23 protein-coding genes and 2 pseudogenes are annotated in these 23,020 nt (G+C 33.7%); 13 read left to right on the plus strand and 12 right to left on the minus strand.

The features are described from left to right. Positions 1–41: 41 nt before the first annotated feature. The 3 genes from MKY88_RS22750 to MKY88_RS22760 all read right to left on the minus strand — a co-directional run bounded on the left by MKY88_RS22750 (position 42) and on the right by MKY88_RS22760 (position 3,512). Entirely contained in the window at positions 42–1,403 is a 1,362-nt protein-coding gene (locus tag MKY88_RS22750; RefSeq protein WP_328203596.1) for a TraB/GumN family protein, read from the minus strand. Positions 1,404–1,597: 194 nt separating this feature from the next. After that, a complete protein-coding gene (locus MKY88_RS22755; protein WP_258269345.1) occupies positions 1,598–2,290 on the minus strand; it encodes a stalk domain-containing protein in 693 nt (230 codons plus the stop codon). A gap of 508 nt (positions 2,291–2,798) precedes the next feature. Continuing rightward, positions 2,799–3,512, minus strand: a complete 714-nt coding sequence (locus tag MKY88_RS22760; RefSeq protein WP_328203599.1) for an SDR family oxidoreductase — start codon at positions 3,510–3,512, stop codon at positions 2,799–2,801. Between the two features lie 324 nt (positions 3,513–3,836). Between MKY88_RS22760 and MKY88_RS22765 the strand changes: the two genes are divergently transcribed. The 5 genes from MKY88_RS22765 to MKY88_RS22785 all read left to right on the plus strand — a co-directional run bounded on the left by MKY88_RS22765 (position 3,837) and on the right by MKY88_RS22785 (position 8,026). Continuing rightward, a complete protein-coding gene (locus MKY88_RS22765) occupies positions 3,837–4,175 on the plus strand; it encodes a winged helix-turn-helix transcriptional regulator (protein ID WP_258269344.1) in 339 nt (112 codons plus the stop codon). Between the two features lie 68 nt (positions 4,176–4,243). Next, entirely contained in the window at positions 4,244–4,849 is a 606-nt protein-coding gene (locus MKY88_RS22770; RefSeq protein WP_069483021.1) for a TetR/AcrR family transcriptional regulator, read from the plus strand. 127 nt (positions 4,850–4,976) lie between these two features. Then, positions 4,977–5,633 (plus strand): DJ-1/PfpI family protein, encoded by a 657-nt coding sequence (locus MKY88_RS22775; protein ID WP_328203602.1) that lies wholly within the window; start codon positions 4,977–4,979, stop codon positions 5,631–5,633. Between the two features lie 487 nt (positions 5,634–6,120). Then, positions 6,121–6,798: a response regulator transcription factor gene (locus MKY88_RS22780; protein WP_258269342.1), complete on the plus strand. Its 678-nt coding sequence runs from the start codon at positions 6,121–6,123 to the stop codon at positions 6,796–6,798. Beyond that, positions 6,791–8,026 (plus strand): sensor histidine kinase, encoded by a 1,236-nt coding sequence (locus MKY88_RS22785; protein ID WP_193833407.1) that lies wholly within the window; start codon positions 6,791–6,793, stop codon positions 8,024–8,026. The genes MKY88_RS22780 and MKY88_RS22785 overlap by 8 nt, the downstream gene beginning before the upstream one ends. Before the next feature lie 55 nt (positions 8,027–8,081). On the opposite strand, the gene MKY88_RS22790 is transcribed toward MKY88_RS22785, so the two are convergent. The 5 genes and pseudogenes from MKY88_RS22790 to MKY88_RS22810 form a co-directional block, all read right to left on the minus strand. Next, positions 8,082–8,642: a ferric reductase-like transmembrane domain-containing protein gene (locus MKY88_RS22790; RefSeq protein WP_258269341.1), complete on the minus strand. Its 561-nt coding sequence runs from the start codon at positions 8,640–8,642 to the stop codon at positions 8,082–8,084. Then, complete coding sequence (locus MKY88_RS22795; RefSeq protein ID WP_328203607.1) at positions 8,632–9,540, minus strand: FAD:protein FMN transferase; 909 nt, start codon at positions 9,538–9,540, stop codon at positions 8,632–8,634. Before MKY88_RS22795 ends, MKY88_RS22790 begins: the two co-directional genes overlap by 11 nt. Positions 9,541–9,554: 14 nt before the next feature. After that, on the minus strand, positions 9,555–9,809 hold the full coding sequence (locus tag MKY88_RS22800; protein WP_328203608.1) for a hypothetical protein: 255 nt from the start codon (positions 9,807–9,809) through the stop codon (positions 9,555–9,557). A 16-nt stretch (positions 9,810–9,825) separates the two neighbouring features. Then, the gene (locus tag MKY88_RS22805; RefSeq protein ID WP_340814752.1) at positions 9,826–10,479 is read right to left on the minus strand and encodes a copper amine oxidase N-terminal domain-containing protein; all 654 of its coding nucleotides are present in this window, start codon (positions 10,477–10,479) and stop codon (positions 9,826–9,828) included. A gap of 482 nt (positions 10,480–10,961) precedes the next feature. After that, positions 10,962–11,045: pseudogene (locus tag MKY88_RS22810) on the minus strand (flavin reductase family protein); the annotation flags it as partial. A gap of 80 nt (positions 11,046–11,125) precedes the next feature. On the opposite strand from MKY88_RS22810, the pseudogene MKY88_RS24685 reads away from it, so the two are divergent. Further along, positions 11,126–11,200, plus strand: a pseudogene (locus tag MKY88_RS24685) (IS3 family transposase); the annotation flags it as partial. 68 nt (positions 11,201–11,268) lie between these two features. Here MKY88_RS24685 and MKY88_RS22815 read toward each other — a convergent pair. The 3 genes from MKY88_RS22815 to MKY88_RS22825 form a co-directional block, all read right to left on the minus strand. After that, entirely contained in the window at positions 11,269–11,982 is a 714-nt protein-coding gene (locus MKY88_RS22815) for an SDR family oxidoreductase (protein WP_340814855.1), read from the minus strand. A gap of 763 nt (positions 11,983–12,745) precedes the next feature. After that, positions 12,746–13,792: a DUF418 domain-containing protein gene (locus tag MKY88_RS22820; RefSeq protein WP_340814753.1), complete on the minus strand. Its 1,047-nt coding sequence runs from the start codon at positions 13,790–13,792 to the stop codon at positions 12,746–12,748. Between the two features lie 817 nt (positions 13,793–14,609). After that, positions 14,610–14,840 carry a hypothetical protein gene (locus MKY88_RS22825; RefSeq protein WP_340814754.1) on the minus strand — a complete coding sequence of 77 codons (231 nt, stop codon included), beginning with the start codon at positions 14,838–14,840 and terminating at the stop codon, positions 14,610–14,612. A gap of 71 nt (positions 14,841–14,911) precedes the next feature. Here MKY88_RS22825 and MKY88_RS22830 point away from each other — a divergent pair, with 71 nt between their 5' ends. The 7 genes from MKY88_RS22830 (at position 14,912) to mnmA (ending at position 20,898) form a co-directional block, all read left to right on the plus strand. Next, a complete protein-coding gene (locus MKY88_RS22830) occupies positions 14,912–15,760 on the plus strand; it encodes a S8 family peptidase (protein ID WP_328203618.1) in 849 nt (282 codons plus the stop codon). Positions 15,761–15,773: 13 nt separating this feature from the next. Next, positions 15,774–16,337, plus strand: coding sequence for a hypothetical protein (locus MKY88_RS22835; RefSeq protein ID WP_328203621.1), 564 nt, complete (start codon positions 15,774–15,776; stop codon positions 16,335–16,337). Between the two features lie 996 nt (positions 16,338–17,333). Next, positions 17,334–17,648 carry an ArsR/SmtB family transcription factor gene (locus MKY88_RS22840; RefSeq protein WP_340814856.1) on the plus strand — a complete coding sequence of 105 codons (315 nt, stop codon included), beginning with the start codon at positions 17,334–17,336 and terminating at the stop codon, positions 17,646–17,648. 41 nt (positions 17,649–17,689) lie between these two features. Then, positions 17,690–18,373 (plus strand): DsbA family oxidoreductase, encoded by a 684-nt coding sequence (locus tag MKY88_RS22845; RefSeq protein ID WP_144787845.1) that lies wholly within the window; start codon positions 17,690–17,692, stop codon positions 18,371–18,373. Continuing rightward, entirely contained in the window at positions 18,360–19,007 is a 648-nt protein-coding gene (locus MKY88_RS22850; protein ID WP_038190425.1) for an MBL fold metallo-hydrolase, read from the plus strand. The genes MKY88_RS22845 and MKY88_RS22850 overlap by 14 nt, the downstream gene beginning before the upstream one ends. 203 nt (positions 19,008–19,210) lie before the next feature. Next, a complete protein-coding gene (locus MKY88_RS22855) occupies positions 19,211–19,441 on the plus strand; it encodes a DUF896 domain-containing protein (RefSeq protein WP_038190423.1) in 231 nt (76 codons plus the stop codon). Between the two features lie 332 nt (positions 19,442–19,773). Beyond that, a complete protein-coding gene (gene mnmA / locus MKY88_RS22860) occupies positions 19,774–20,898 on the plus strand; it encodes a tRNA 2-thiouridine(34) synthase MnmA (protein ID WP_340814755.1) in 1,125 nt (374 codons plus the stop codon). Between the two features lie 449 nt (positions 20,899–21,347). On the opposite strand, the gene MKY88_RS22865 is transcribed toward mnmA, so the two are convergent. Continuing rightward, complete coding sequence (locus MKY88_RS22865; RefSeq protein ID WP_340814857.1) at positions 21,348–22,877, minus strand: ATP-dependent helicase; 1,530 nt, start codon at positions 22,875–22,877, stop codon at positions 21,348–21,350. Positions 22,878–23,020: the final 143 nt, after the last annotated feature.

Raw genomic sequence — 23,020 nt, forward strand, 5'->3', positions numbered from 1 at the left:
CTTTAAGGGGTCACTACCAGCTTTGGGTTGCCTTTATATTTTTATTGATAAAACGGCTTTACATTGTATCCGCTTTTCTCTAAATGATAGCGAATATTTTTATCTACTAGGAAATGTCCTGATCCCACAACAACAAAGTACTTTCCTTTTTTCTCTTCAAGAACATTCATGATTTTCTTGGCCATTTGCTCATCACGGAAGCCGAAAAGCATTTCATTGAACTCAGATGATGGTCCCTCCATTGCTTGGAAGCTTTTTGCGAATTCTTCAACATTCCCTTGCTGCCAGCTTGTAAACCATTCTTGAAGAATTTCGGATTGATTTTCTTCAGATGGATTGATGATATTGTCTAACACAGCGACTAATGACTGCTCCTGTGCCTCTGGTGATAATGCTTCAAACATATCTACCTGCGCTCTTGTACCTTCTAATTCAATCACTGGCTTTTGCTGTAACTGTGCGTTCAATAAAAAGTATATATCAATCCCGTGCATTGTCATTTCTTGTGGTGTCATTCCAAAGGAATCGTCCATTGCCAGCATTGACAATGCGCTAGAAAGCATCCATGGCTTTTGCACTGTCAGTTCCTCCATTGGAAGATTGTAAAGCTTTGCGACTTGTTCAAGCTTCACATATGTTTCAGGTGCAACAGTATCTTTTAGTGTTTTTCCGTCTGTATACATTGCCTTTTCTGCATAGTATTCGAGTGCTTCCGCATCCAAGATATTCGCCTCTACTAATAGCGCATCTGAGTCATTGAATGCCTTTACTAGTTTGTTATTGAATGGATATAAATCGGGTGTTCCTAGATGAATGGAACCTAGTAAATATACAAGCGTATCCTCATCCTCGACAACCCAAGCTACCCCATTCGATCCTTGCTCTGCAAGCGCATATGTACTCTGAATGAAACGAACAGCCAATATTACAGCCTGTTGAGTCGTTGCCTTGTTCTCCAACTGCAATCCGTTTGCAGAGCCTTGTAATATATTATGCTCTTTCATAAATTGAATAGGATCTTTACCAACAGGTAAATCATAGCGCGCTACAATATTATATAAACGTTTTACAATATCCCCACGTGTGTTATCATTCTTCACACTCACTGCTTTATATTGTTTGTTTTCATCTAAACCTAGAGCTGCAATTTTCTTTTCAGTTAAAGCTAACAATTCATTTACTTTATCTACCGAAATTTCTTGAAGGAAACCTTCAAAATACCATTCCATTGGGTAGATTCCATATTTTTCACCCTCATTTAATGTTTCTATTGCCCACTCACTAATTGACGGTGTTAAAGGTAGTGACTGCTCCTCCGCATGGATTACAGGTACAACCGTTGTCAGCATCAATGAAGCCCCAAGCAAAATAGCGCTTGTACGTTTCATTATCTTTTTCATCATAAGATTTTCTCTCCCTTTTTTTACTTCCTTACCTACAACGTTTGAAATTATACCATAAATATACCAACTATTTTATACGTAAATATGAAAATATTCACAAAAATGTATCGGTTTTAATTATGTCAATATAGTTATTCAATCCCATTAAATAAGGCGATGACACTCTTTCTTGTCATCGCCTTTTAATTTTGAGCTTATTGAGTAAATTTAGGATCTAATATACCTAGACCACTGCCTTCAATTACAAACTTCACCTTTGATGCACCTTCTAAATTAACATTGACCTTTACCTTACCTTTTATCGATCCGCTATCATAAATCAATTTCTCATCTGCATAAATTTTCATATAGCCTATGCCGAAAGAACCCGCCACTAGCTTTTTAACAGGCGCTAGGTATGTTTCAAATGATTTATAATTTCCATTAGCCAAGTATTCAACTGTATGATCTTGTACAGCCCCACCACCGTGATAGCCACCTAGTTGATAGGATTGTTCAAACTTTTCTCCGGTACTAATAACGATCGAGCTTGGGTTATGGAAGAAGTGATCTTCATCACTCCCAATAGGCTTTACATCTTTTAAAGAGATGAAGGTTGGAGCATCACCAATATAAACGGATTTTGATTTCCCATCCCATGTCACCTTTTTCCCTAAAGACTCAGCAATAAAACGCATTGGCACATAAGTAGTTCCTTCATAAATAAAGCCAGATTGACCCTCTTTTGGTTTTTTCTCAACCTTATCTACATAGTAATGAATCGTATCTTGAGAAACATTGATCTTTTTCAAGCTGCTTGCTGCCTCTGTCGTTGAAAGATAGGTGAAGGTTAAACCTCCTAATATAAAAAAGCCTAAATAACTCGTTATGATAAGTAGTTTTTTCATAGAGCACACTCCTTAATATATTTATATGTAATTATACCAAAAATTACATATAAATATTTCAATATATTGTTCAAAATAGAAAAAAATCCTGCATATCAATAGCATTCCTTATATTTGGCTCTTAATTAAAGCTTATTGTCCCTTAGCTACACTTATTTAATCTCCTAGACTTTTTGTTTATGAAATTGAAGCTTTCCCCTTTTAATATGATTATTAGTAACTGAATATTTTAATAACAAGTTAAATGATATAGTTCCATAATCAAATATCCTAATATCTTTAATATTTTTAAAATCAGGTTTCAAAAGAACCCTTTTATTAATAAGCTTTCTATATTATGATTCTTAAAATCTGAAAACAATTGACTCTCTAAGGATTAGTAACTTAAATCCATTAGAGCATAATCCACTTTCACTACTGTTCTTTCAAAATGGATTATTCTTATCTATCAAAAAACGAACGAATTTTTTTGAGGTATGTTTAATCCAATTTTTCTTTTAGTTACTGATTATGCTAGAATGTGTCCTCCTTCTACATGAAGAATGGTTCCGGTCACGAAACTATTTTGTAGCAAGTATAATACGCTTTGTGCAACATCTTCAGCCCTTCCTATACGTTTTACTGGAAGTTTATTTTCAACAGAAGCATAAAAATTATCCCGTATTGCTTCTGGCATTTTATTACGAGAAGGTGTATCAATGATACCGGGTGAAACAATATTCACTCGGATTGGAGCAAGTTCTAATGCCAAAGTTTGTCCTAGATTCGAAACAGCTGCATTGACTGCACCTAGAGTTGCTGAACCAACCATAGACTTATAGGCTACAACCCCAGAAAACAAAGTAATGGACCCGTTTGGTAAAATTTTTAACGCGCCGTATTTAGCTGCATAATATTGTCCCCAAAACTTATTTTCAAACAATTGTCGAGCTTGAGCTGTACTTGTTTGGAGGAATGAGCCACCGGATGTTTCTGCTGCGCTTACTACGAGATGATCGAACGGACCGACTTTTTCAAAGAAAGACACTACTTGCTGTTCTTCTGTTGTATCTAGTGTGTAAGCTATAGCCTTCACCCCCAATTGCTCTTTTGCATTCCGTAATTTATCTTCAGATCGGCTTGCAATGATTACTTCAGCACCTTGGGCTAATAGTTGCTTCGCTGATTCCAAGCCAATCCCAGAGCTCCCACCAATAATGACAATCTTTTTATCTTTTAACATGTTTTTACCTCCTATATTTCCAAATAGTAAATTTAAAATTCAATTTCTCTTGCATGTGTATATCAAACATTAATTCATAATGGGTACTGATAATAAAAGTACTTTTTATAAGATCTACGCATGGAGATGGTTCATGTTGCGTTGAAGTCTCACTATATTTATTACCTCCTCAATCTAGTAATGAAATAATAAAACCAACGATATTATATATATAGTTACTTCATTTTTGGAAGTAGTGATATTTATTTCATAAAGTTTCTGGAAGTATACTAATGTGATAATATAAGGTGAATTAGACAAAAAAATTTTAGGAGGCTGTTTCTGATGAGTGTGATAGAGCCAGTCGTGTTGACCAAAGGAACTCCAGGTGAGACTTGTCCCATTGCTAAAACGCTGGAGGTGATTGGGACTAAATGGACATTTTTGATAATTCGTGATCTGCTTATAGAAGGAACGATGCGCTTTAGTGACCTATTGAAATCAATGGATGGTATTAGCCCGAAAACACTTTCCCTCCGCCTTAAAGTGTTGGAGGATCAAGGAATATTAGAAAGAAAGGTATTCCCTGAGGTCCCCCCTCGCGTAGAATATACGCTAACAGAAAAAGGAAAGAGATTGGAAGGAATTTTCATTGAACTAAAAAGATTTGGATTAAATTTATAAAAATACTTTAAATGTAAGTAAGACATACTTTAAATTTAAGCTATCATTGTGCAAATGGAGGAAATTCAATGAATAAAGAAGATCAAATACGTGATCTTATTATCCAAACTTCTCTAAGTTTATTTAATAAAAAAGGTTACAACCAAACTTCTATTCAAGATATTATGACTGCTACGGCATTACCTAAAGGTGCCATTTATAGACGTTTTGAAAATAAAAATGACATAGCCCTTGCTTCCTTCACCTATTCTATGAAGATTATTTGGGATCATTATTTTGAAGCAATAAAGTCTAAAATAACGGCGACAGATAAAATAATTGCTATGTTTGAAGTTTATCAAGATGCAGTTCATACCCCACCAGTCGATGGTGGATGCCCGCTACTGAATACAGCTATTGAAAGTGATGATGGATTCCCAGAACTACATGAGTTAGCAGCTAATGCACATAAAGAAACCCTACTTTTTTTACAATCAATCATTGAAGAAGGAATTCGTGCCAAAGAATTTAGCCAGCATATAAATGCTTATTCCCTAGCATCTTTCTTATTCTCTACTTTAGAGGGTGCTGTCATGTCTAGTCGTTTAGCTTTAAATAATGATCATATGAATCATAGTATTGAACAGATCACATACCTTTTACAACAGTACTCACCAAAGAACCAAGAGGTTTAAAATACAATACCTCTTGGTTTTCACTAAAATGTAATAATTATATTGTTGAAAACAGATGCATTTGCGTATAAGATTATTTTACGGACCGGACGGTTCGGTCCTATTATGTTCTTAAGGAGAGATAGTATTGGAAATCGCAATTTTACTTTACGATGGGATTACAGCTTTGGACGCAATTGGTCCATACGAGGTATTTGCAGCTACACAGCAATGTCATGTGAAATTTGTTGCAAAAGATAAAGGAACGATTAAACTAGATTCAAAAATGGGCTTTTTGCATGCAGACTATAGCTTTTCTGACATAACTTCTGCCGATATTCTTATTGTTCCTGGCTGTAGTCCACCTAACTTCAAAAATCCTATGAATGATGAAACAACGCTTAATTGGATTCGTAACATACACCAAACAACCAGATGGACAACATCCGTGTGCAATGGCTCTCTTATTTTAAGTGCAGCTGGTCTATTAAAAGGGATGAAGGCAACTAGTCACTGGGGTTCCTTTGACATCCTACAATCACTTGGCACTATTCCAACAGATGAAAGAGTTGTGCGCCAAAGCAAAATGGTCACAGCAGCTGGCGTCTCTTCTGGCATTGATATGGCTCTACAACTAGTTGCATGGGAATTTGGTGACGATCTTAGTATGGGAGTTCAGTTAATACTGGAATATGATCCACAGCCTCCATTTGATACAGGCTCTGTACAAAAAGCACCTCATCCTTTAGTTGAAGATATAAAAAAAATGCTTCAGGCATTTTCCGAGAAAGAGCCTGATATGTAATTCAATAAAAAGAAAAATGCTACACCAACTTAAAAATCGTATAACGGTAAAAGATTTACCTTTATACGATTTTAATCAAATTTACATATAATAGTTGTAGTAACTTACAATAACTTAATAATTACATAAAATATTCATTTAATGCCTGCGTATACTTTTCACTTAGCATATAGTATTGGCATTTATAATTTAATTTCTAAATCAATTCGCTGAATATCTCTATCTATTCTTTCCACTTCTGCACTAATAATTACTCCAGCATTATTGGCTGGCTCATTGCACAAAAATAAAAGATTTACCCAAATCATAATTTCAAAAATTAACGTTACATCTTGATTGTGCAGCTCTCTTATTGATTAAGGATGGTCAAACCTCCAGTTACTTTTAAAAAAGCATCGCAACTTTATTTCAAAGCTACAATTTTCAGTTTAAATTCATTTTAGGGTTGTATAGTATATTGAATATAATTTACAGGGGGAAAACAACTTTGAAAATATTACTTGCAGAAGATGACGCTCGTTTAAGAAAAAATATCGTATATATTCTTAGAAAGGAATTTCACCACGTAATCGAAGTGGATAACGGACTAGACGCGCTCGACAATACCTTTTCCGAAAGTTTTGATTTGCTAATTTTAGATTGGATGATGCCTCAGCTGAGTGGTATTGAGGTTTGCAAACAACTACGAGATACAGGTTTTAGTGGTGGTATTTTGATGCTGACTGCAAAAGATGATACCTCTGATATTATTCAAGGTTTAGATAGTGGAGCAGATGATTACTTAGTAAAACCTTTTAAGATGGAGGAACTTTTAGCAAGAATTCGAGCAGTACTGCGAAGAAAAGAAAAAGTAATCGAACAAGTCATCCAAGTAGAAAATTTACGACTTAATATAGATTCTCGCGTTTTCCTTCGCGATAATACTGAAATTGAATTAACTAAAAATGAGTTTGCACTCTTAGAATTCCTATTCATCAATAAGGGACACGTGCTTACAAGAGAACAAATATGTATTTACATATGGGGCTATGATTTTGACGTTTCAAATAACTCCTTGGATGCACTTGTGAAACTCGTCCGAAAAAAAATTGATAATAGCCATGATAAATCGCATATTCAAAATGTAAGAGGGATTGGCTATAAACTGAGGGATTACTGTGTTTAATAAAACAAAAAAAAAATTATCATTATTATATGCCACCATTTTCTTTTCGTTTTTTTCTCTCTTCATCATTATTCTTTATTTTTCACTCGTAAAATTGATGGATACTCAACAATTAGAAGAACTAGAATCCATCTATACAAAACAAAAACATGATTTTTATGAATACAAGGATCATGACAAGGATAATTTGAGCTATGATCCAAACCGTAATTTTTTCTATTACATTTATACAAACAACCATATATTTGTTCACGGTGACGAGTCCTATAAAGGTCTGAAAACACAATTAGAGGAGGTCTTTACAAAAAGCAAGACAAATGAAAAAACAGTGCTTCATTTCGAATGGCAAAATGAGCATTTCCTTCTTCTAAAGAAACCTATTTACGAACGTAATGCGGTTGTTGGATATATAATTTTAGGGAAATCCATTACTTCACAACAACACTTTTTCAAAAAAACAATTCAGTTACTTATTCTGTTAACTTGTATTTCTACAGTCTTAATTGGACTCCTTAGTTACTATATGGCAGGTAAAGCAATGGTCCCTATTCAATGGTCATATGATAAACAGAAAAAGTTTGTTTCAGATGCCTCTCATGAATTGCGCACACCACTCAGTATTTTTTATAGCTCGCTCGATATATTAGATCTAGAAGAAACTACAAATATAAGCCCTTTTGGCAAAGAATTAATTCAAGAAATGAAAGAAGAAGCTCAATTAATGAAAGAATTGTTGGAAAAATTGTTATTTTTAGCTCGCCATGATCAGCAACAATGGAATCAGCATATAGAAGTTATACCACTCTCCAAAATGCTAGAAAAAGTTAGTGCAAAATTCCATAAAATAATGCCTCCTGAAATACAATTTGAAACACAAATTGAAGAAAATATAGAGCTACTTGGAGATGCAGCAAAGATACAAGAACTACTCTATATATTATTGGAAAATGCTATTTCGTACTCTAAAAAAGGGAAAATAACACTCACCCTTTTAAAAGATAGAGATTCTATTGAAATTGCGTTAACCGATCAAGGAATTGGCATACCAGAGCATGAATTATCCTTAATCTTTGAACGATTTTATCGTAGCGATGCTGCACGCCAAAGAAATGGAACTGGTTTAGGCCTATCAATAGCAAAAGCGATTGTTGAACAGCACGGTGGGAAAATTTTTGCTACAAGTAAAGTAGGAACAGGCACAACATTTCATATTGTATTTAAAATTTGAAATAATAGAAGCATCAATCCTCCCTTTTTCTAGGAAGAGTTGATGCTTTTATCACCTAGATAGACGTATTATTTTTCGGGGAAATGTCCTTTTTCAAACTCTCTTGACTCACTCTTCGCAAAACCAATATAAATAAAGTGAAACCAGCTGTTAACGCATAAAAAATTAGTACAAATAAATTTTCAGTATCAGTACCAATGATTATGCCATGGAAAAGTGAAAGTAACCACGCAGGTAACACAAGCATATGAATATTCTTCCATATAGATCGACTCATTGTTTTAATCCATAAATCTGAAGTCATTAACACGATCAAAAAACAATAAAAAGCAATTGTGCCAAGACTAGAGGCTACTGACTTATAGTCAGCGGCAAAAGGAATCAAAACTTCCACTACATTATAAGGCTTATAGCTGTCAATCATTAATACAAGCATATGGGCTATTAATGTGAACAACCCCATCCAACCTGCATTTTGATGTATTTGATAAATTAAGTTTTTATGTGATTTTACATATGGTGATTTTCTTAAAAGCCCAAAAATAATGGAGATTGTAAAATAAAAATAGGCTAAAAATCCAAATAGTCTGATCCATTCCCATGTACTAGTTAACAACTTCTCTCCCCCTTGCCATCATCCAATAACCTTCTTGTCCTTCTTTGACAATAAACCGAGCATTTCGTTGACAATTTGTTTCAAACCACTGTTGTTGCTCACTTTCATCTATTAGGAAACAAAGCTTTGCCCATACTTCGGCATCACACAATGAAGATGTTATGACCGTCGCTTGCAACACATCTGTTTTGGCAACCTCACCTGTTCGTCCATTCAATAGATGATTCTTCGTAATATTATTTTGTGTCCAACTTCTAAAAATTCGATTAGAAGTGGCAATTGCGCCCGTGCTAATATTGATATAGCTAATTTCTTTATCAATTATTTTAGGGTCTGCCACACCAATCTTCCATATCTTCTCCCCTGTAGACCATAGTTTCATATCACCACCACCATCTATAATGCCGTAATCAGGGGCAACTTCATTTTCTAGCCAATTAGCTAGCATTTCTATGGCATACCCTTTAGCAAATCCACCTAAATCAATTTCCTGATTCGCTAGTTTCATTACCTGCTGATTGCTTAAAAACTGAAATGGCTTTCCTGAGATGGACTTTACATTTGAGGATTGATGCTTAGCCACTTTAAATGGGAACGACTGATTGTAGCCCTGCTGCTCCAGCTGCAACTTCAAATAGGGTGAGAATAATCCATTGGATTGAAGATAATATTGATTTGCTCGTTGTAAACAATCATAAAGTGGCGAGCTTAGTTGCAATGACTCGCCAATCTTTAATTCATTTAATAGTGACAACTCATTATTAGGTAGAAACCTTGACCATTCTTTTGCTACGTACTGCAACCATTTTTCAGCCCGCTCTTTCCAATTTTTATTTTTACCTTTTGGAATAGCTATAAAAAAATCGGTATTCATTAATTGTAGGGAAAGTGTGTCCATCTTCATCATCTCCACTATGTTCTTTTTGTTTTTCGATCACTCTTTTTTGAAATTTGATTGGCAACTTGAACTTCAAAATTTGTCCAATCTAGTTGGACAAGCTCTTTCTCTTTCTCCGTCATGTCTTTTTCTTGTTGCGCAGTAATTTGAAGATCATTTGAATGGTTTGTTTTTGCTTGTATTGAAGTATTTATTTGCGTTAATAGTACGGCAGATAACATCACCCCTGATGCGCCTAATATCCATTTCGCTTTTTTCGGATCTTTCATTGTTCAACACTCCTTCCTATTTGATTAAAAGTTGACATAAAAACATTTGATTGTCTTCTTGCCATTCGACCACATATCCTAAGCCATTTGTAATGACACTGATTGGCACATAGAGTTCCTCATTTAAATAAAATGCAGATGCAGGTAATGGTGTTTTACCATTGTTATCATAGACAACATTTGTACCTGAGCGGAAAACTAGTTCATTCTCTTGATATTGTATATCTAAAATTTTGCTTGTTTTGTAAAAGGTAGCTTTTGCTCCTAAAAGCTGTGCCACTGTTTTCCCTGGTACAAAAAACTCCCCGTCTTTTGGGATAACATAAAAATTTAATTCTTTATTTATATCTACTACTTTCAAATTGACTAATTTTGACATGCTGAAAGGCAAAATCTCTTTCTCCATAACTAATTCTCTTGTCCAAATATTCCAAGTACCTTTTTCGTATACTTCACCATTCGTTTTATAGGATTCATCGTCATCATCATATTCGTAACGTTCATCATCGTCGTCATCATCATGGTCATATTCGTAACGTTCATCATCGTCGTACTTCTCATGTTTCTTATACTCGTGTTCATTGTCATCATCAGCTCGAACACTTAATCCAAATGTGAATGTACAAGTTACTAACAAAGCCAATATAAAACTGATTCTCTTTTTTTTCATGGATACTACCCCCTTCATTTGACTACATTGTAGCTAAGAAAAATGATAGGAATCTGAAATTTAATTTTTTTCATAAAAAAATCAAACTATCTTATGTTAGTTTCACCTAAATCTGGATAAGTATTTTATTTTTACAATTGCTTTTTTATTTGTGGTTTATTATATAAATCAGAGAGCATGCTTCTTAAAAGCTATTGCTAAGCAAGAGTGATTCTTTGAAAAAGACCACCCTTTAATGGAATAACTTACATTTAACTTCGTGCCACCTTTAATCATTTGCTTTTAATCTACTTTTGATGACATGCAATTAAAATACCTAAGAAACCCCGTATTTTACAGCAAATAAAAAGAATCCATTTTGAAAGAAGGTATGATCAAAATAGATTCTTTTCTTGCATATTTAGGTTTCGGTTTTATTAAATAAATCTGATCATTTTCTAACTATGCTGGTCAACAATCGAGCCCGATTGCTAGGCATCGATAAATCCATTCTGTTTCTTGTAATCTGGAACTGGATTTCCCTCTGTAAATGGAGCCAATCGTTCAACATGCTCCCATAATGAAGGGAAATTAAAATCTGAACTAAAAGTTTGAAAGTATGGAACACTTCATTTCGAATTGGAGAGGTACATTTACTAATTAAAATAACAAACGAATGAAAGGAAAATTAAAAGGAATGAGCCCTGTCCAATACAGAGTTCATTCCTCAGTAACTGCTTAAAAATATGTGTCTAACTTTTGGGGATGTCTTCATTTGAAGTTCCTTATAAATTCGTTATCTTACAGGTTCTATAGATGAGATCCTCCACTTGCATCGAGTAATTGACCAGTTACCCAACGGCTGTCTGAGCAAGCAAGAAAGGCGGCAATATCTGCCACATCCTCGGGCTCTCCCCATCTATTGAAGATTGAAAGACCAGCTGCATATTTTTGTCCATCAAGGTTTTCCAAAGTCTCAGCATTCATCTCTGTATTAATAATTCCTGGCTGGATGGCGTTTACCGTAATATCACGGCTCCCTAGTTGCTTGGCTAGAAGACGCGTAAACGTGTCGATAGCACCTTTGGACATACTGTATGTGAAGACACTTGGCGAAGCTGCACGTGTCACAAAAGATGAAATATTAATAATACGTCCTCCATCTTTTAAACGTGGCAAAGCTTGCTGAGTAACAAATAGTGGTGCTTTAACATTAATCTTCATTACCTCTTCAAATGATTCTTCCGTCGTCTCTTCTAAACTCATAATTTGACCTATTCCAGCATTGTTGACAAGAATATCGAATCCGACACCGCCCATATATCCCCGAATAGTTTCATCCAAAGTAGTAAATAAATCTTGAATACCATCTAGAGTACTAAGGTCAGCACCAATCGCGAAAGCATTTCCCCCGCTTTGTTCGATCTGGTGAACAACTGCTTCTGCCTCATTACGCCTTTTTCCGTAATGAACGATGACAAAGGCTCCCTCTTGTGCCAGACGCAATGCAATACTGCGGCCAATTCCTCAACTTGATCCTGTAACTAAAGCGATTTTGCCTGTTAACTTACTCATGCTTCCATCTCCTTGTTCAAACATAGTTATATTACATAGAGAATTATATCAAGGAATATTATTCGAAATGTTGCTCTCCTATTCGGTTTCAAAGGGGTGTTTCATCACAGTTTTATTTCATTTCTATAGCGTGACCTTTCATATAAGAATGTTATTCAACCATATGGCTACTTAGATGAAAGAAAGTCGCATTCTTTACTAAAGAAATGCATTTTGTGTGCCATAATAAAACCATAACAAATACCCTGAAACAGCAATACACTGTACCAAGGTTTGTATTTTATAGTTATAATCACTCATGAATTCTGTTTAAGTGATCTGTATACATCTTTATTGTAACTCAACACTCTGTTGCTTTGAAATAAAGTTTGATTAAATAACTACTTATAATATTGATAAACGAACAAAAAGAAAAAGCATGTTTTGAAAAAATTTTGATCAAAATATGCTTTTTCTAAATTCAATTGAATCATCCTTTTATAAAAAAGTTTGATAATTTTTGTGACCCTTACTCAATTAAAACGCCCGATTGTTTGTCTGGACAACAATTACGATACGTGAAATTTCGCTTTTTTTCTTAGTAAAATTATTGAATTAATAGAAAATCAACCACGAGTTATGGTGAAGAGCCAATTACATACATTTCATACTAGCATAAAACTCCCTGACAGATTGAAATCATCTTACCATCAGGGAGTTCGCACAAAATTGTTTATTTATTTGACACTGTCTTTCTTCCATATGTCATAAAACGCCACACCTTTTCAAATGGCCCCATTTTAAAGAATTTGAACCAGATGACACTAAAGATAATTTGAATGACAAAAGTGAGGGGTGCAATTATCACTGCATCAGAAGGAGAAACAACTTCAAGTCCCATTGCAGAAATAATAGCTAAGCCAATAAAGTTTTGAGCTAAATAGTTTGTAAATGCCATTTGCCCAACTCGTCCAATTGGCTTAAGCAGCTTCGCAATTTTCTTATTTTCTAACAAAACAAATAGACAAGCTAAGTAAAAATACGTTGTCAAAATTACCCCTAAACTAATAACGGAATTTAGATTTTCGTATCCACCTTGAGCTGCAAACCAAATCCATATTGAAATGCCAACAAAAAGTGGGAACGTCACAAATTGTAGCCACTTTATTTGTTTTGAGTAGTCACTAATACGACTAATCCAATCAGCTTTTGCCGCTAAAAAACCAGTTAAAAACATGATGAAAATCGTCACTGCATCATTTCCTAATATCCCAAAAACAGTTGATAATGCTCCTTGATCTGACATAAATAGTTGCCCAAGAATGCTAAGGACATGAACGGTAATCATAGCAAATAGCCATTTACTAATTGTTGAAATCTTTGCATGATAAAAAGGTATCAGTAAGAAACCTATTACTGCATAAATAGCAAGGATTGATCCCCAGAAAACAAAATAATGAACAATGCCAATTAACAATAAAGCTAGTAAACGTCTTGCAAAACGCCATCTTGGCTTATCGCCACGAGCTTCTGCACGCGAAGCAAAAATATAAAAACCTACACCAAAGAGGAATGAAAAAATCGAAAAGAATTTCTTCTCAATAAAAATACCAATAAGCGTACTAATAATACCATTAATTCCACTATAGTCAGGCATCGGACCTCCCTCTACTATTATCTTGTAGGCTGCTACATTTATAAACAGAATGCCAAATAACGCTAGCCCTCGAATAATATCTAAGGAAACGATTCTTTCTTTTTGAGGTACGGATGAATTCATTCTTAAAAACTCCTTATCTTTCATACTGAGCTATGGCTATCATAACCTCTCATCCTTACAGGAGTTTTTTGAAAAGCTTACAGCAACCTTACATTTATAGAATAGTTTTTTCACTTACAATAGTTTTTAATCCCCTTCTATAAGTAAAAATATCACCAAACGATCTGACCTGTTTGTAGAACAAGAAAAAATCCTGCATATATCAACACAGGATTTTTAATCAAACTTTTTTATAAATGTCGCAACTTTTTTTTAAACTTCGCATATTTTTTATAAACATCGTTACTTTATTTCAAATCTACACAAATGTAGCTTTTTAATAAAGGTCGATTAAAAGTAAGTTGCAAATGCTGATTTTATACAGAAAGAAACCAACTGTTTTGAAACAAAGTTTGATCAAATCAGTTGGTTCTTTATTTAACTAGTTTAGTTTTTATAAAAAAGTTTGACTATTTCGGGATGCGAATATTCATTCAATTAAACAAGGCATAAACAAAGATGACCTATTTTATTATTTGATCGCTAAAAATTTAAATAAAACAAGGGGCTAATCTTCAATTGAGTAGATTTTGCCCTTTTTCTACGGACGGATAAGACATGGGGATTTCTCATAGTACATCACAGGCACATCATTCACGTAAATTAATGCAACATCAATAATTTAACAAATCTTGCTCTCACCCTTTATGAAAGGTTCTTATGGTCTGCTTCACCAATAAATTATTTGCCATTTATAGTTGTCACTTCCCCTGTATTTCCCCCTCACACAACTCCGACAAAAAACGGAAAAAAATGGTTAACGCTACTCTTAGAATCTTTACTGTTCCTCTTTCTCATTACAAGAAAACTCATAACTCTGAGTTAACTTATTAGTAATTACTAATTCGTACTCTCCATCTTTTTTTAAACATCCTGAAGAAAGCAAGCCTATTTCTTTGTTATTAAAATAACTTTTTACAGTAATTAATATTGCAAATACCAATAACAAAGTAAAAACAATTATTATGGCAATTTGAATATAATTATAATCCCTATTAACATTCTTCACATAAATCTCCCCCTTTAAGCTATAATTAATTAGATTTTACCCAAAATATTGTATTAAAGGAAGGGATTTCTATGAAATCGAGATTATTTCTCATGTGTTTTATTAGTTTATTTTTCTTAAATGCTTGTACTAACAATGAAAACAAGGATAGTTGGAATTTAAAGATTCAGAATGTTGAAAATTACTCTAAAGAAGACGGTGATAAAAAAATAAAAATAGCAATACTTGATAGTGGTATAAATAAGAGACATTTCGCAAAGAATCGTATCACAAAAAGCTATAACGTTATTACAAACGAAAATAAAACTAATGATGAATTCGATCATGGAACAAAAATTGCTAGTATTATTATTGATGAAAAAATAGGTATTAATACTAATGTAGAGATATTTGATATCCAGGTAATTAATAATAAAGGACAAACCACAACAAATAACGTTTGTGACGGAATATCTAAAGCAATAGAATATGAAGCTGACGTGATCAATATGAGCCTAGGTTTTAATACAAACAACAAACAGCTAAAAGAATGTATAGATAAAGCCCACAAAAAAAATATTATTCTAGTAGCCTCTAGTGGAGATACTATGAGTGATATATCCGATTATCCAGCCGAATATAAAAATGTAATATCAGTAGCTGCTATAGATAAAAATAAGGAGTTATTTGGATTTTCTTCTACAGGGAAAATAGATTTCTTTGCTCCTGGAGTCGATGTTATAGCAAAAGATAACAAAGGAAATTATATAAGAACCGAAGGTTCATCAATAGCTTCGGCAAACTTCACAGGTGTTTTATCAATCTATTTAAATAAAAATATAGACAAAAAAGAAATCTATTTACAAGATAATGTTGAATTTTCTAATTTTAATGGTAGAGTAATAAATATACTAGTATTTAACAAAAATACAAACAAATGAGAGGGATGTTATTATGATCAAAAAAATGTTTCGTAAACTAGTACCATTGCTAATATTGACACTAGTATTTAGCGCAATCGCTTCTCCTATCTCAAAAGCAAATGAAGTAGCAGCAAAAGATGATGCAATAAATAATTCTACTTACTATTCAGTGAAAACTCACGAAATAGTTTTATTTGAAGAAGAGGCTTTAAGTTTAAATCCATATTTAGAGAATCAAGAATTAAATTACGTTAAAAATTATCTGGAAAATTTAAGCGATGAAGAAATTGATGAAATCTTGATACAGAACGGGTACAATTTGGACGATATAAAAATCGATACAGAATTAGGTCACGCAAACATCGTTTGGTTTGTTCCAATAGTAGTTGGTGCAATTATTGTTGCTGGTGGTATTATCTTTTCTGCCCTTTACTTTTCTCATAAAGAAAAAATGACCCTAATTGATAAGTGTTACGCTAACGGTGGTTATCCAGAAATTGATTCAAAGGACAAAGCAGGAGCTAAAGGAACCACTGATGGTGGAGCTGCAACTAAAGCAGGTGGATATAAATTTGAATGTAAGAAAAAGAAGTGAGGCTGGGACATAACTAATTGGTTCCTTCATAAAGCCGAATAATCTCTAAATTACCAAAACATGATAAATAGAAAAACCGAACTATTCCGAGCTTTTCGGTGGATAGTTCGGTTTTTTTGTTGGCGATTATAAAAGCTTTTTGTTACTTTGAAATAAAGTTTAATTAAAAACACCTTACAAACCCGTATTTTACGGTAAATAAGAAGAATCCATTTTGTGTTGGTTTAAAATAAAGTTTAATTAAAACCGTGCTACAAATGCTGATTTTACAATAGAAGAAACCCATCCATTTTGAAAAAAGATTAATCACAATGGATGGATTTAATTTTGTGAAGGAGTCATTTTTTATAAAAAAGTTTGATTAAAACTCACTTAGAATTCTTACATCAAAAAGGGACAAAATGGTGCAACTTTTTTAAAAACAGTAGAACTTTATTTTAAATCTACAACAAACTGTTGGTTTGGAATAAAGTTTGATTAAAAATTTCTCTAAACTTTTGATTTCACTGCATACGAAGAGCCGTGGTTTTGAATAAAGATTGATTAAAACGATGGTTTTCTTCTACTTGTAGGGACTACTTTTTATAAAAAAGTTTGATCAAAATTAAATATAAATGTTGATATAACGGTATTTTATTGATTTTGATAGGCTTAAAACGATTAAACTTTCTTCAAAATGGTGCGACTTTTTCAAAACAGTTCAACTTTGTTTTAAACCGACATAAAGAGCTGCTATCAAAATAGCTCCAACAAGCAGGAAATTCAAAAATACCTCTCGAGAGTTCGAGGGGTGTTTTTGAATGGTTTTAATACTGAAGTCTTTCTGATCAATTGTTAATGCTTTATTTTTTTACCTCATTTATTATTTCTTTAGCCTATTTTTATTTTTTTGATAACACCATGGAAAAAAAATCGTGAGCATATATATTTACATATCGTAATATCGTGATATGATGATGTGTATAAAAATGATAGTGAGGTGAAGTCGTGACGAAAATTCAATTTGATCAGGTTGATTTATTTAAAGCATTATCTAATGAAGCGAGACTGAAGATATTATACTGGTTAAAAGATCCTACAACGCATTTTGATACAAAGCGACAAGCGATAGAGGAAATGGATGAAGTAGGGGTCTGTGTAAGCCTGATTAGAGATAAGCTTGAGATGAATCAGTCTACTACATCTCAATATTTATCAACTTTACAGCGTGCAGGTTTGGTCGAAGCAAGACGCATCGGAAAGTGGACATACTATAAACGCAATGAGCAACTGATACATGAGTTAGCAAACTTTATAGAAACGAAGCTATAGGATTTAGAAAAAATATCAAAATTTGAAAAGAGGTAATAAAAATGAAAATTGAAATATGGTCAGATTATGCATGTCCCTTCTGTTATATTGGAGAAGCAAAATTGGAAAAAGCAATGAATGAGCTAGGAATTAAAGATCAAGTAAATATTGAAATGAGAAGTTTCGAATTAGATCCTAACGCTAGTTACGAAGTCGTATCCAATACAGAAGATCGTTTCGCAAAAAAATATGGTCTATCTAATAGTATGGCGGCAGAAAGAATTAGACAAATAGAGCAGTATGGTAAAAACGAAGGTATTGATTTCAAATATTATACTACACGATATACAAACACAATGGATGCTCATCGCTTAACACATTATGCAGCAAAACAGGGTAACAAAACGATTGCAAAAGATTTATTCAAAGCCTATTTCACTGATAATTTAGAGTTGAGCGATAAAAATGTACTAAAAGAAATTGCTGTGAAAAATGGACTAGATGAAAATGAAGTAGAAAAAGTTTTGAATTCTAATGAATTTGAAAGTGATGTACGTAAAGATGAAACGCAGGCATATTCAATGGGAGTCCGAGGTGTACCTTACTTCTTGATTAATGGAGAAATCAATTTGAGTGGTGCTCAGAATGTCGAAACATTTAAAACGGCGTTAAAACAAGCAATGCAGGATGATAGTCAGAATAATGATTTATCAGGAATGAGCTGTGGTATTGATGGATGTAATTAATAATCGAAGCGTTGTACATCAATTAACAGTAAAAGATGTATTTTATGCAAATGCATTTTTATATATTGATCAGGATACGAAACATGGGTTTTTATTTGATCCCGGTGCAGAAGCAGAGAAAATATTACATGTGATAGAATCCAATGGTTATCATATCGAAAAAATATTATTAACACATGGACATTTTGATCACATAGGTGCAGTCGATAAAATTAGAAATAAATTAAATATCCCTGTTTATATGCACGAACTCGGGCGGGAATATGTGCAAAATGCGAGAATGAACTTATCAGCTTTATGCAATAGACATATCATAGTTGATGATGTGCGCTATGTACAATCAGGTGAAACGTTTGAACTGTCAGCTAATTCGAATTTTAAAGTAACGATGACACATACTCCCGGTCATTCAATGGATCAAGTTATGTATTATAATGCACAGGATAAAATAGCGTTTGTTGGTGATACCATCTTTAAAGGTAGTATTGGATCCACTCAATATGAAGGTGGAAATGAACAGGACCTGATACGAAGTTTAAATTTGATTCTATCATTGCCAGATGACGTTGTTTTATATAATGGTCATAGTGGTAAAACAACTGTAGGTGATGAGAAGAAAAGACTCAGCATATAAAGGGTAAGTGACATATTTTCTGTTGAGTACAGGAAATATGTCATTTTATTATTGTTTATTGCAAAAAAGTAGGAACAGAATATAATGTCCATGTTTTAGAGGTCAATTGCTGTTGTTTAGATATTTTTGCACCAAAACCTTTAAAAGTGACTCATGCTATAAATTATAAGCAAAATTAATGAAGAGAATAGAGATGAAATAAGATGATAAATAACTTAGGGCGTATTAATGAATTAGCGAAAAAACAGCGTGAAGAAGGTTTGACAAGTGCTGAACGGATTGAGCAACAAGTATTACGCAAAGACTACTTACGCGAAATTCGCGGACAAGTTCGCGAAACTTTTTCAAAAATGACTGTACTCGATTCACTAGGAAATGATGTAACACCGGATAAATTGCGTAGAGAAAAGGAAATAGATTCACGGGAAGTATAAGCTTAGAAGAAGCACTTACATTCCACGTTAATGGTGATACGCAAATGTGTAGCCGCATGCATTCAATGTAAGCTTTGCAGGATGTGTTGAATCGTTTTTAGTAAATCTTAATATGGCGGGTAATTGTGCATCAAGTGGATCGTCGTGCACAGAAGCTTCGATTGGCCCGTTACTTGTCTTGATGGCAATGTGTGGACATGGTGCTGAAAAATTACGTAATTGAATTCGTTTTAGCTTCGGTTAAGGCTTGACAGAAGAAGATATAAAACAGGCAGTGGAAAAAAAGCTATTGTGAAAAGATTGGTGAATTAAGAAAAGAAAAGGTGACCTTAATGAAAGAAACAAAAGACCCCTCGCAAATACGTGTCGTTGTTGGCATGTCGGGTGGGGTGGATTCTTCGGTTGCTGCGTACCTGTTAAAACAACAAGGCTATGAAGTAATCGGGATTTTTATGAAAAACTGGGATGATACAGACGAAAATGGTGTTTGTACAGCTACAGAAGACTATGATGATGTTATTAAAGTGTGTAACCAAATTGGTATTCCATATTATGCAGTTAATTTTGAAAAGCAATACTGGGATAAAGTTTTCACATACTTTTTAGAAGAATATAAAGCAGGCCGCACACCAAATCCAGACGTTATGTGCAATAAGGAAATTAAGTTTAAAGCTTTCCTCGAACATGCGATGAGTCTTGGTGCTGATTATCTGGCAACGGGCCACTATGCACGTATTGATCGGAGTGGTGATGGCGAAGTATTAATGTTTCGTGGTGTCGATGAAAATAAAGACCAAACGTATTTCCTAAATCAATTAACACAGGAGCAGCTTAAACATGTTATGTTCCCAATTGGTGATATTGAGAAAAAAGAAGTGCGTAAAATTGCTGAAGAGGCAGGTCTTGCAACAGCGAAAAAGAAAGATTCAACAGGCATTTGCTTCATTGGCGAACGTAACTTTAAAGAGTTCCTAAGTAAATTCCTACCAGCACAACCTGGAAAAATGGAGACAATGGACGGCGTGGTAATGGGACAACATGACGGGCTAATGTACTATACACTTGGTCAACGTCACGGGCTTGGTATTGGTGGCGACGGTGAGCCATGGTTTGTTCTTGGAAAAGACCTAGAGCGTAATGTATTGCTTGTTGGCCAAGGTTTTCACCATGATGCATTGTATTCTACTTCATTAACAGCAGTGAAAATGAGCAATACTTCGACAAAAAAATTACCTCGTAAATTTTTTTGCACAGCGAAATTCCGTTATCGTCAAACAGATACTCCGGTTGAAGTCGAGATTTTAGAAGATGGCAGTACACATATTACATTTGAAGAACCGGTTCGTGCCATTACACCGGGACAAGCAGTTGTTTTATATGACGGCGAGGTATGTCTTGGTGGCGGTACAATTGATGAAGTGTTTAAAAACAACGAAAAACTAACATATGTAGGATAAACTTGTGAGAAGACTGCTTAGGCAGTCTTTCGCTACGTAGAGGTGTGGAATTGGATATGGATTTTGGTAGGAAAATCCATATTCAAAGTAAGCTTCATTTCTTCGGTATCTTCATCTTGCTCCAGTTGAAATCAGGTGGAGTGCATAATCTGTGCGAACTATATTTTTTGACGTCGTATTCACTTACTAAAAATAATAAATACTCGCTATTGTAAAGGATACACAAGGAAGAAGTCATTGGACGTCATGTTGGGGGCATTATCAGCGGGCGTACCTTTACGGGACATGCTCATGATGTGGGTTTGAAATAGAGTTTGATTAAAAGCGTGCTGCAAATGCTGATTTTATGATAGAAGAAACCCACACATTTTGAACAAAGATTGATCAAAATATGTGGATTAATTTAAACTAGAGATTTATTTTATAAAAAAGATTGATTAAAATTAAATTCATTGTTGAATTAATTTAATAAATCTAGACGCTTCCTGGTCCTTAATTTTCCCCCATGGCATCATTTTCTGTTTTGGATAGGTTAAATAGCATACTCTTTTAGCCCGAGTTAAAGCTACAAACATATTCTTTAACTCTTCTTTATATCTCCGAGAAGTATTTGCTCTATAATCTGGAAATACTCCTTCATTTAATCCCATTAAAAATACAATGTCATATTCAAGTCCTTTTGCCATATGAACTGTTAATAATGTAACACCCGTTTTATTGTAATTTTGAGTCTTTCCTAGCGCTATTTGATTTCTAAAATGTCTTAATGATCTCTTACCGGAGGATGTCTGACTACAATACTTTTTCCAATGATTTTTCCATAAAATAATGTCTTCCGAAAGCATATATAATTCTGAGTCTTCTTTATATATTTTTTTCATCTCAACTTCTATATAATCTATAGCTTTTGAAAAACGTTCATTATCTTCAATAATTATCTTCCAGGATGTTTTTAATACTTTAAATATATCTAAATCGATTTGATTATTAATTTCTTTCTCTAGACCAAAAATTACTTCTAAATAGTTACATTGAATATCATATTGACTTTTCTTTACACCTAAAAGGCTTAAAATTCTTTTAAAACTCAATGCATCTTTTTCATTAATAATAAGCTTAAGCCCTGATTCAAATATTTTTATTTCTGGAGATTCACTTTCAAGTCCATTTCCACTTCTGTTATTAAAAGGAATACCACAATTTTTCAACTCTTTTTCAATATGGCTCAATACATACTTATTCCTAGCTATAATGGCTATATTTTCATGAGAGACGCTATTATCATAAGTGTTCCCATTCGTCAGACGTTGGTTAATTTCTGCAACAATCCATTGTGCTTCTTCTACCTCATTAAATAAATCTTTAATAATCAGTTCCCCTTCTATAGGATAAACAGATGAGTTTGAGTTTTCATAGATAGATGGTTGCCTTAAGTCTTGAGCTATTCTTCGAGAAGCTTCCACAATAATTCTTGAAGACCTGAAATTCTCATGCATTTCAAATTCTTTTGGCTGAAAATCCTTTCGAAAATATTCCATCATATATTCACTTTTTGAGCCATTAAATTCATAAATATTCTGTTTAGGATCTCCAACAAGCATAATATTTTTAAAATCTTTACATAGAGCCTTTAAAACCTCATATTGAGAAAAATTCAAGTCTTGTGCTTCGTCTACACAAATATATTTATATAATCTGGTATATGATTTTGCTATTTGAGGCTTTTCAGTTAAAAGTTTATACGCATAATATAATATATCGTCAAAATCTAGCAAATGCTGCTCCATCAACATATTATTATACGTTTCGAATATTCTAATAAACTGCTCATTAGCTTCTTCAAAATCGTCTAATAATAGGGGGTCAATAAATTGCCGCTTATTTTTACTAATTTGGTCTAAGTATTTTCTATAAATATCATTGCTAATATTAGTTGTATCAATAGTGCCATAACTTTCATTAAAAGCTTTCTTTAATATTTCAAGGAACTAATGATCAAGATGTATCAAGAAGTTTTATTGTTAAGCAAGGTAACCAAAGTTATATCTTGCCTTTAGTTGAAGTAGTTCGCAGTATTTTAGCACCGAATCTTAAATAAGGCTGCATCACATTATGAGCAGTT

Source organism: Lysinibacillus sp. FSL R7-0073 (assembly GCF_038009065.1).
Taxonomy (GTDB): Bacteria; Bacillota; Bacilli; order Bacillales_A; family Planococcaceae; genus Lysinibacillus; species Lysinibacillus fusiformis.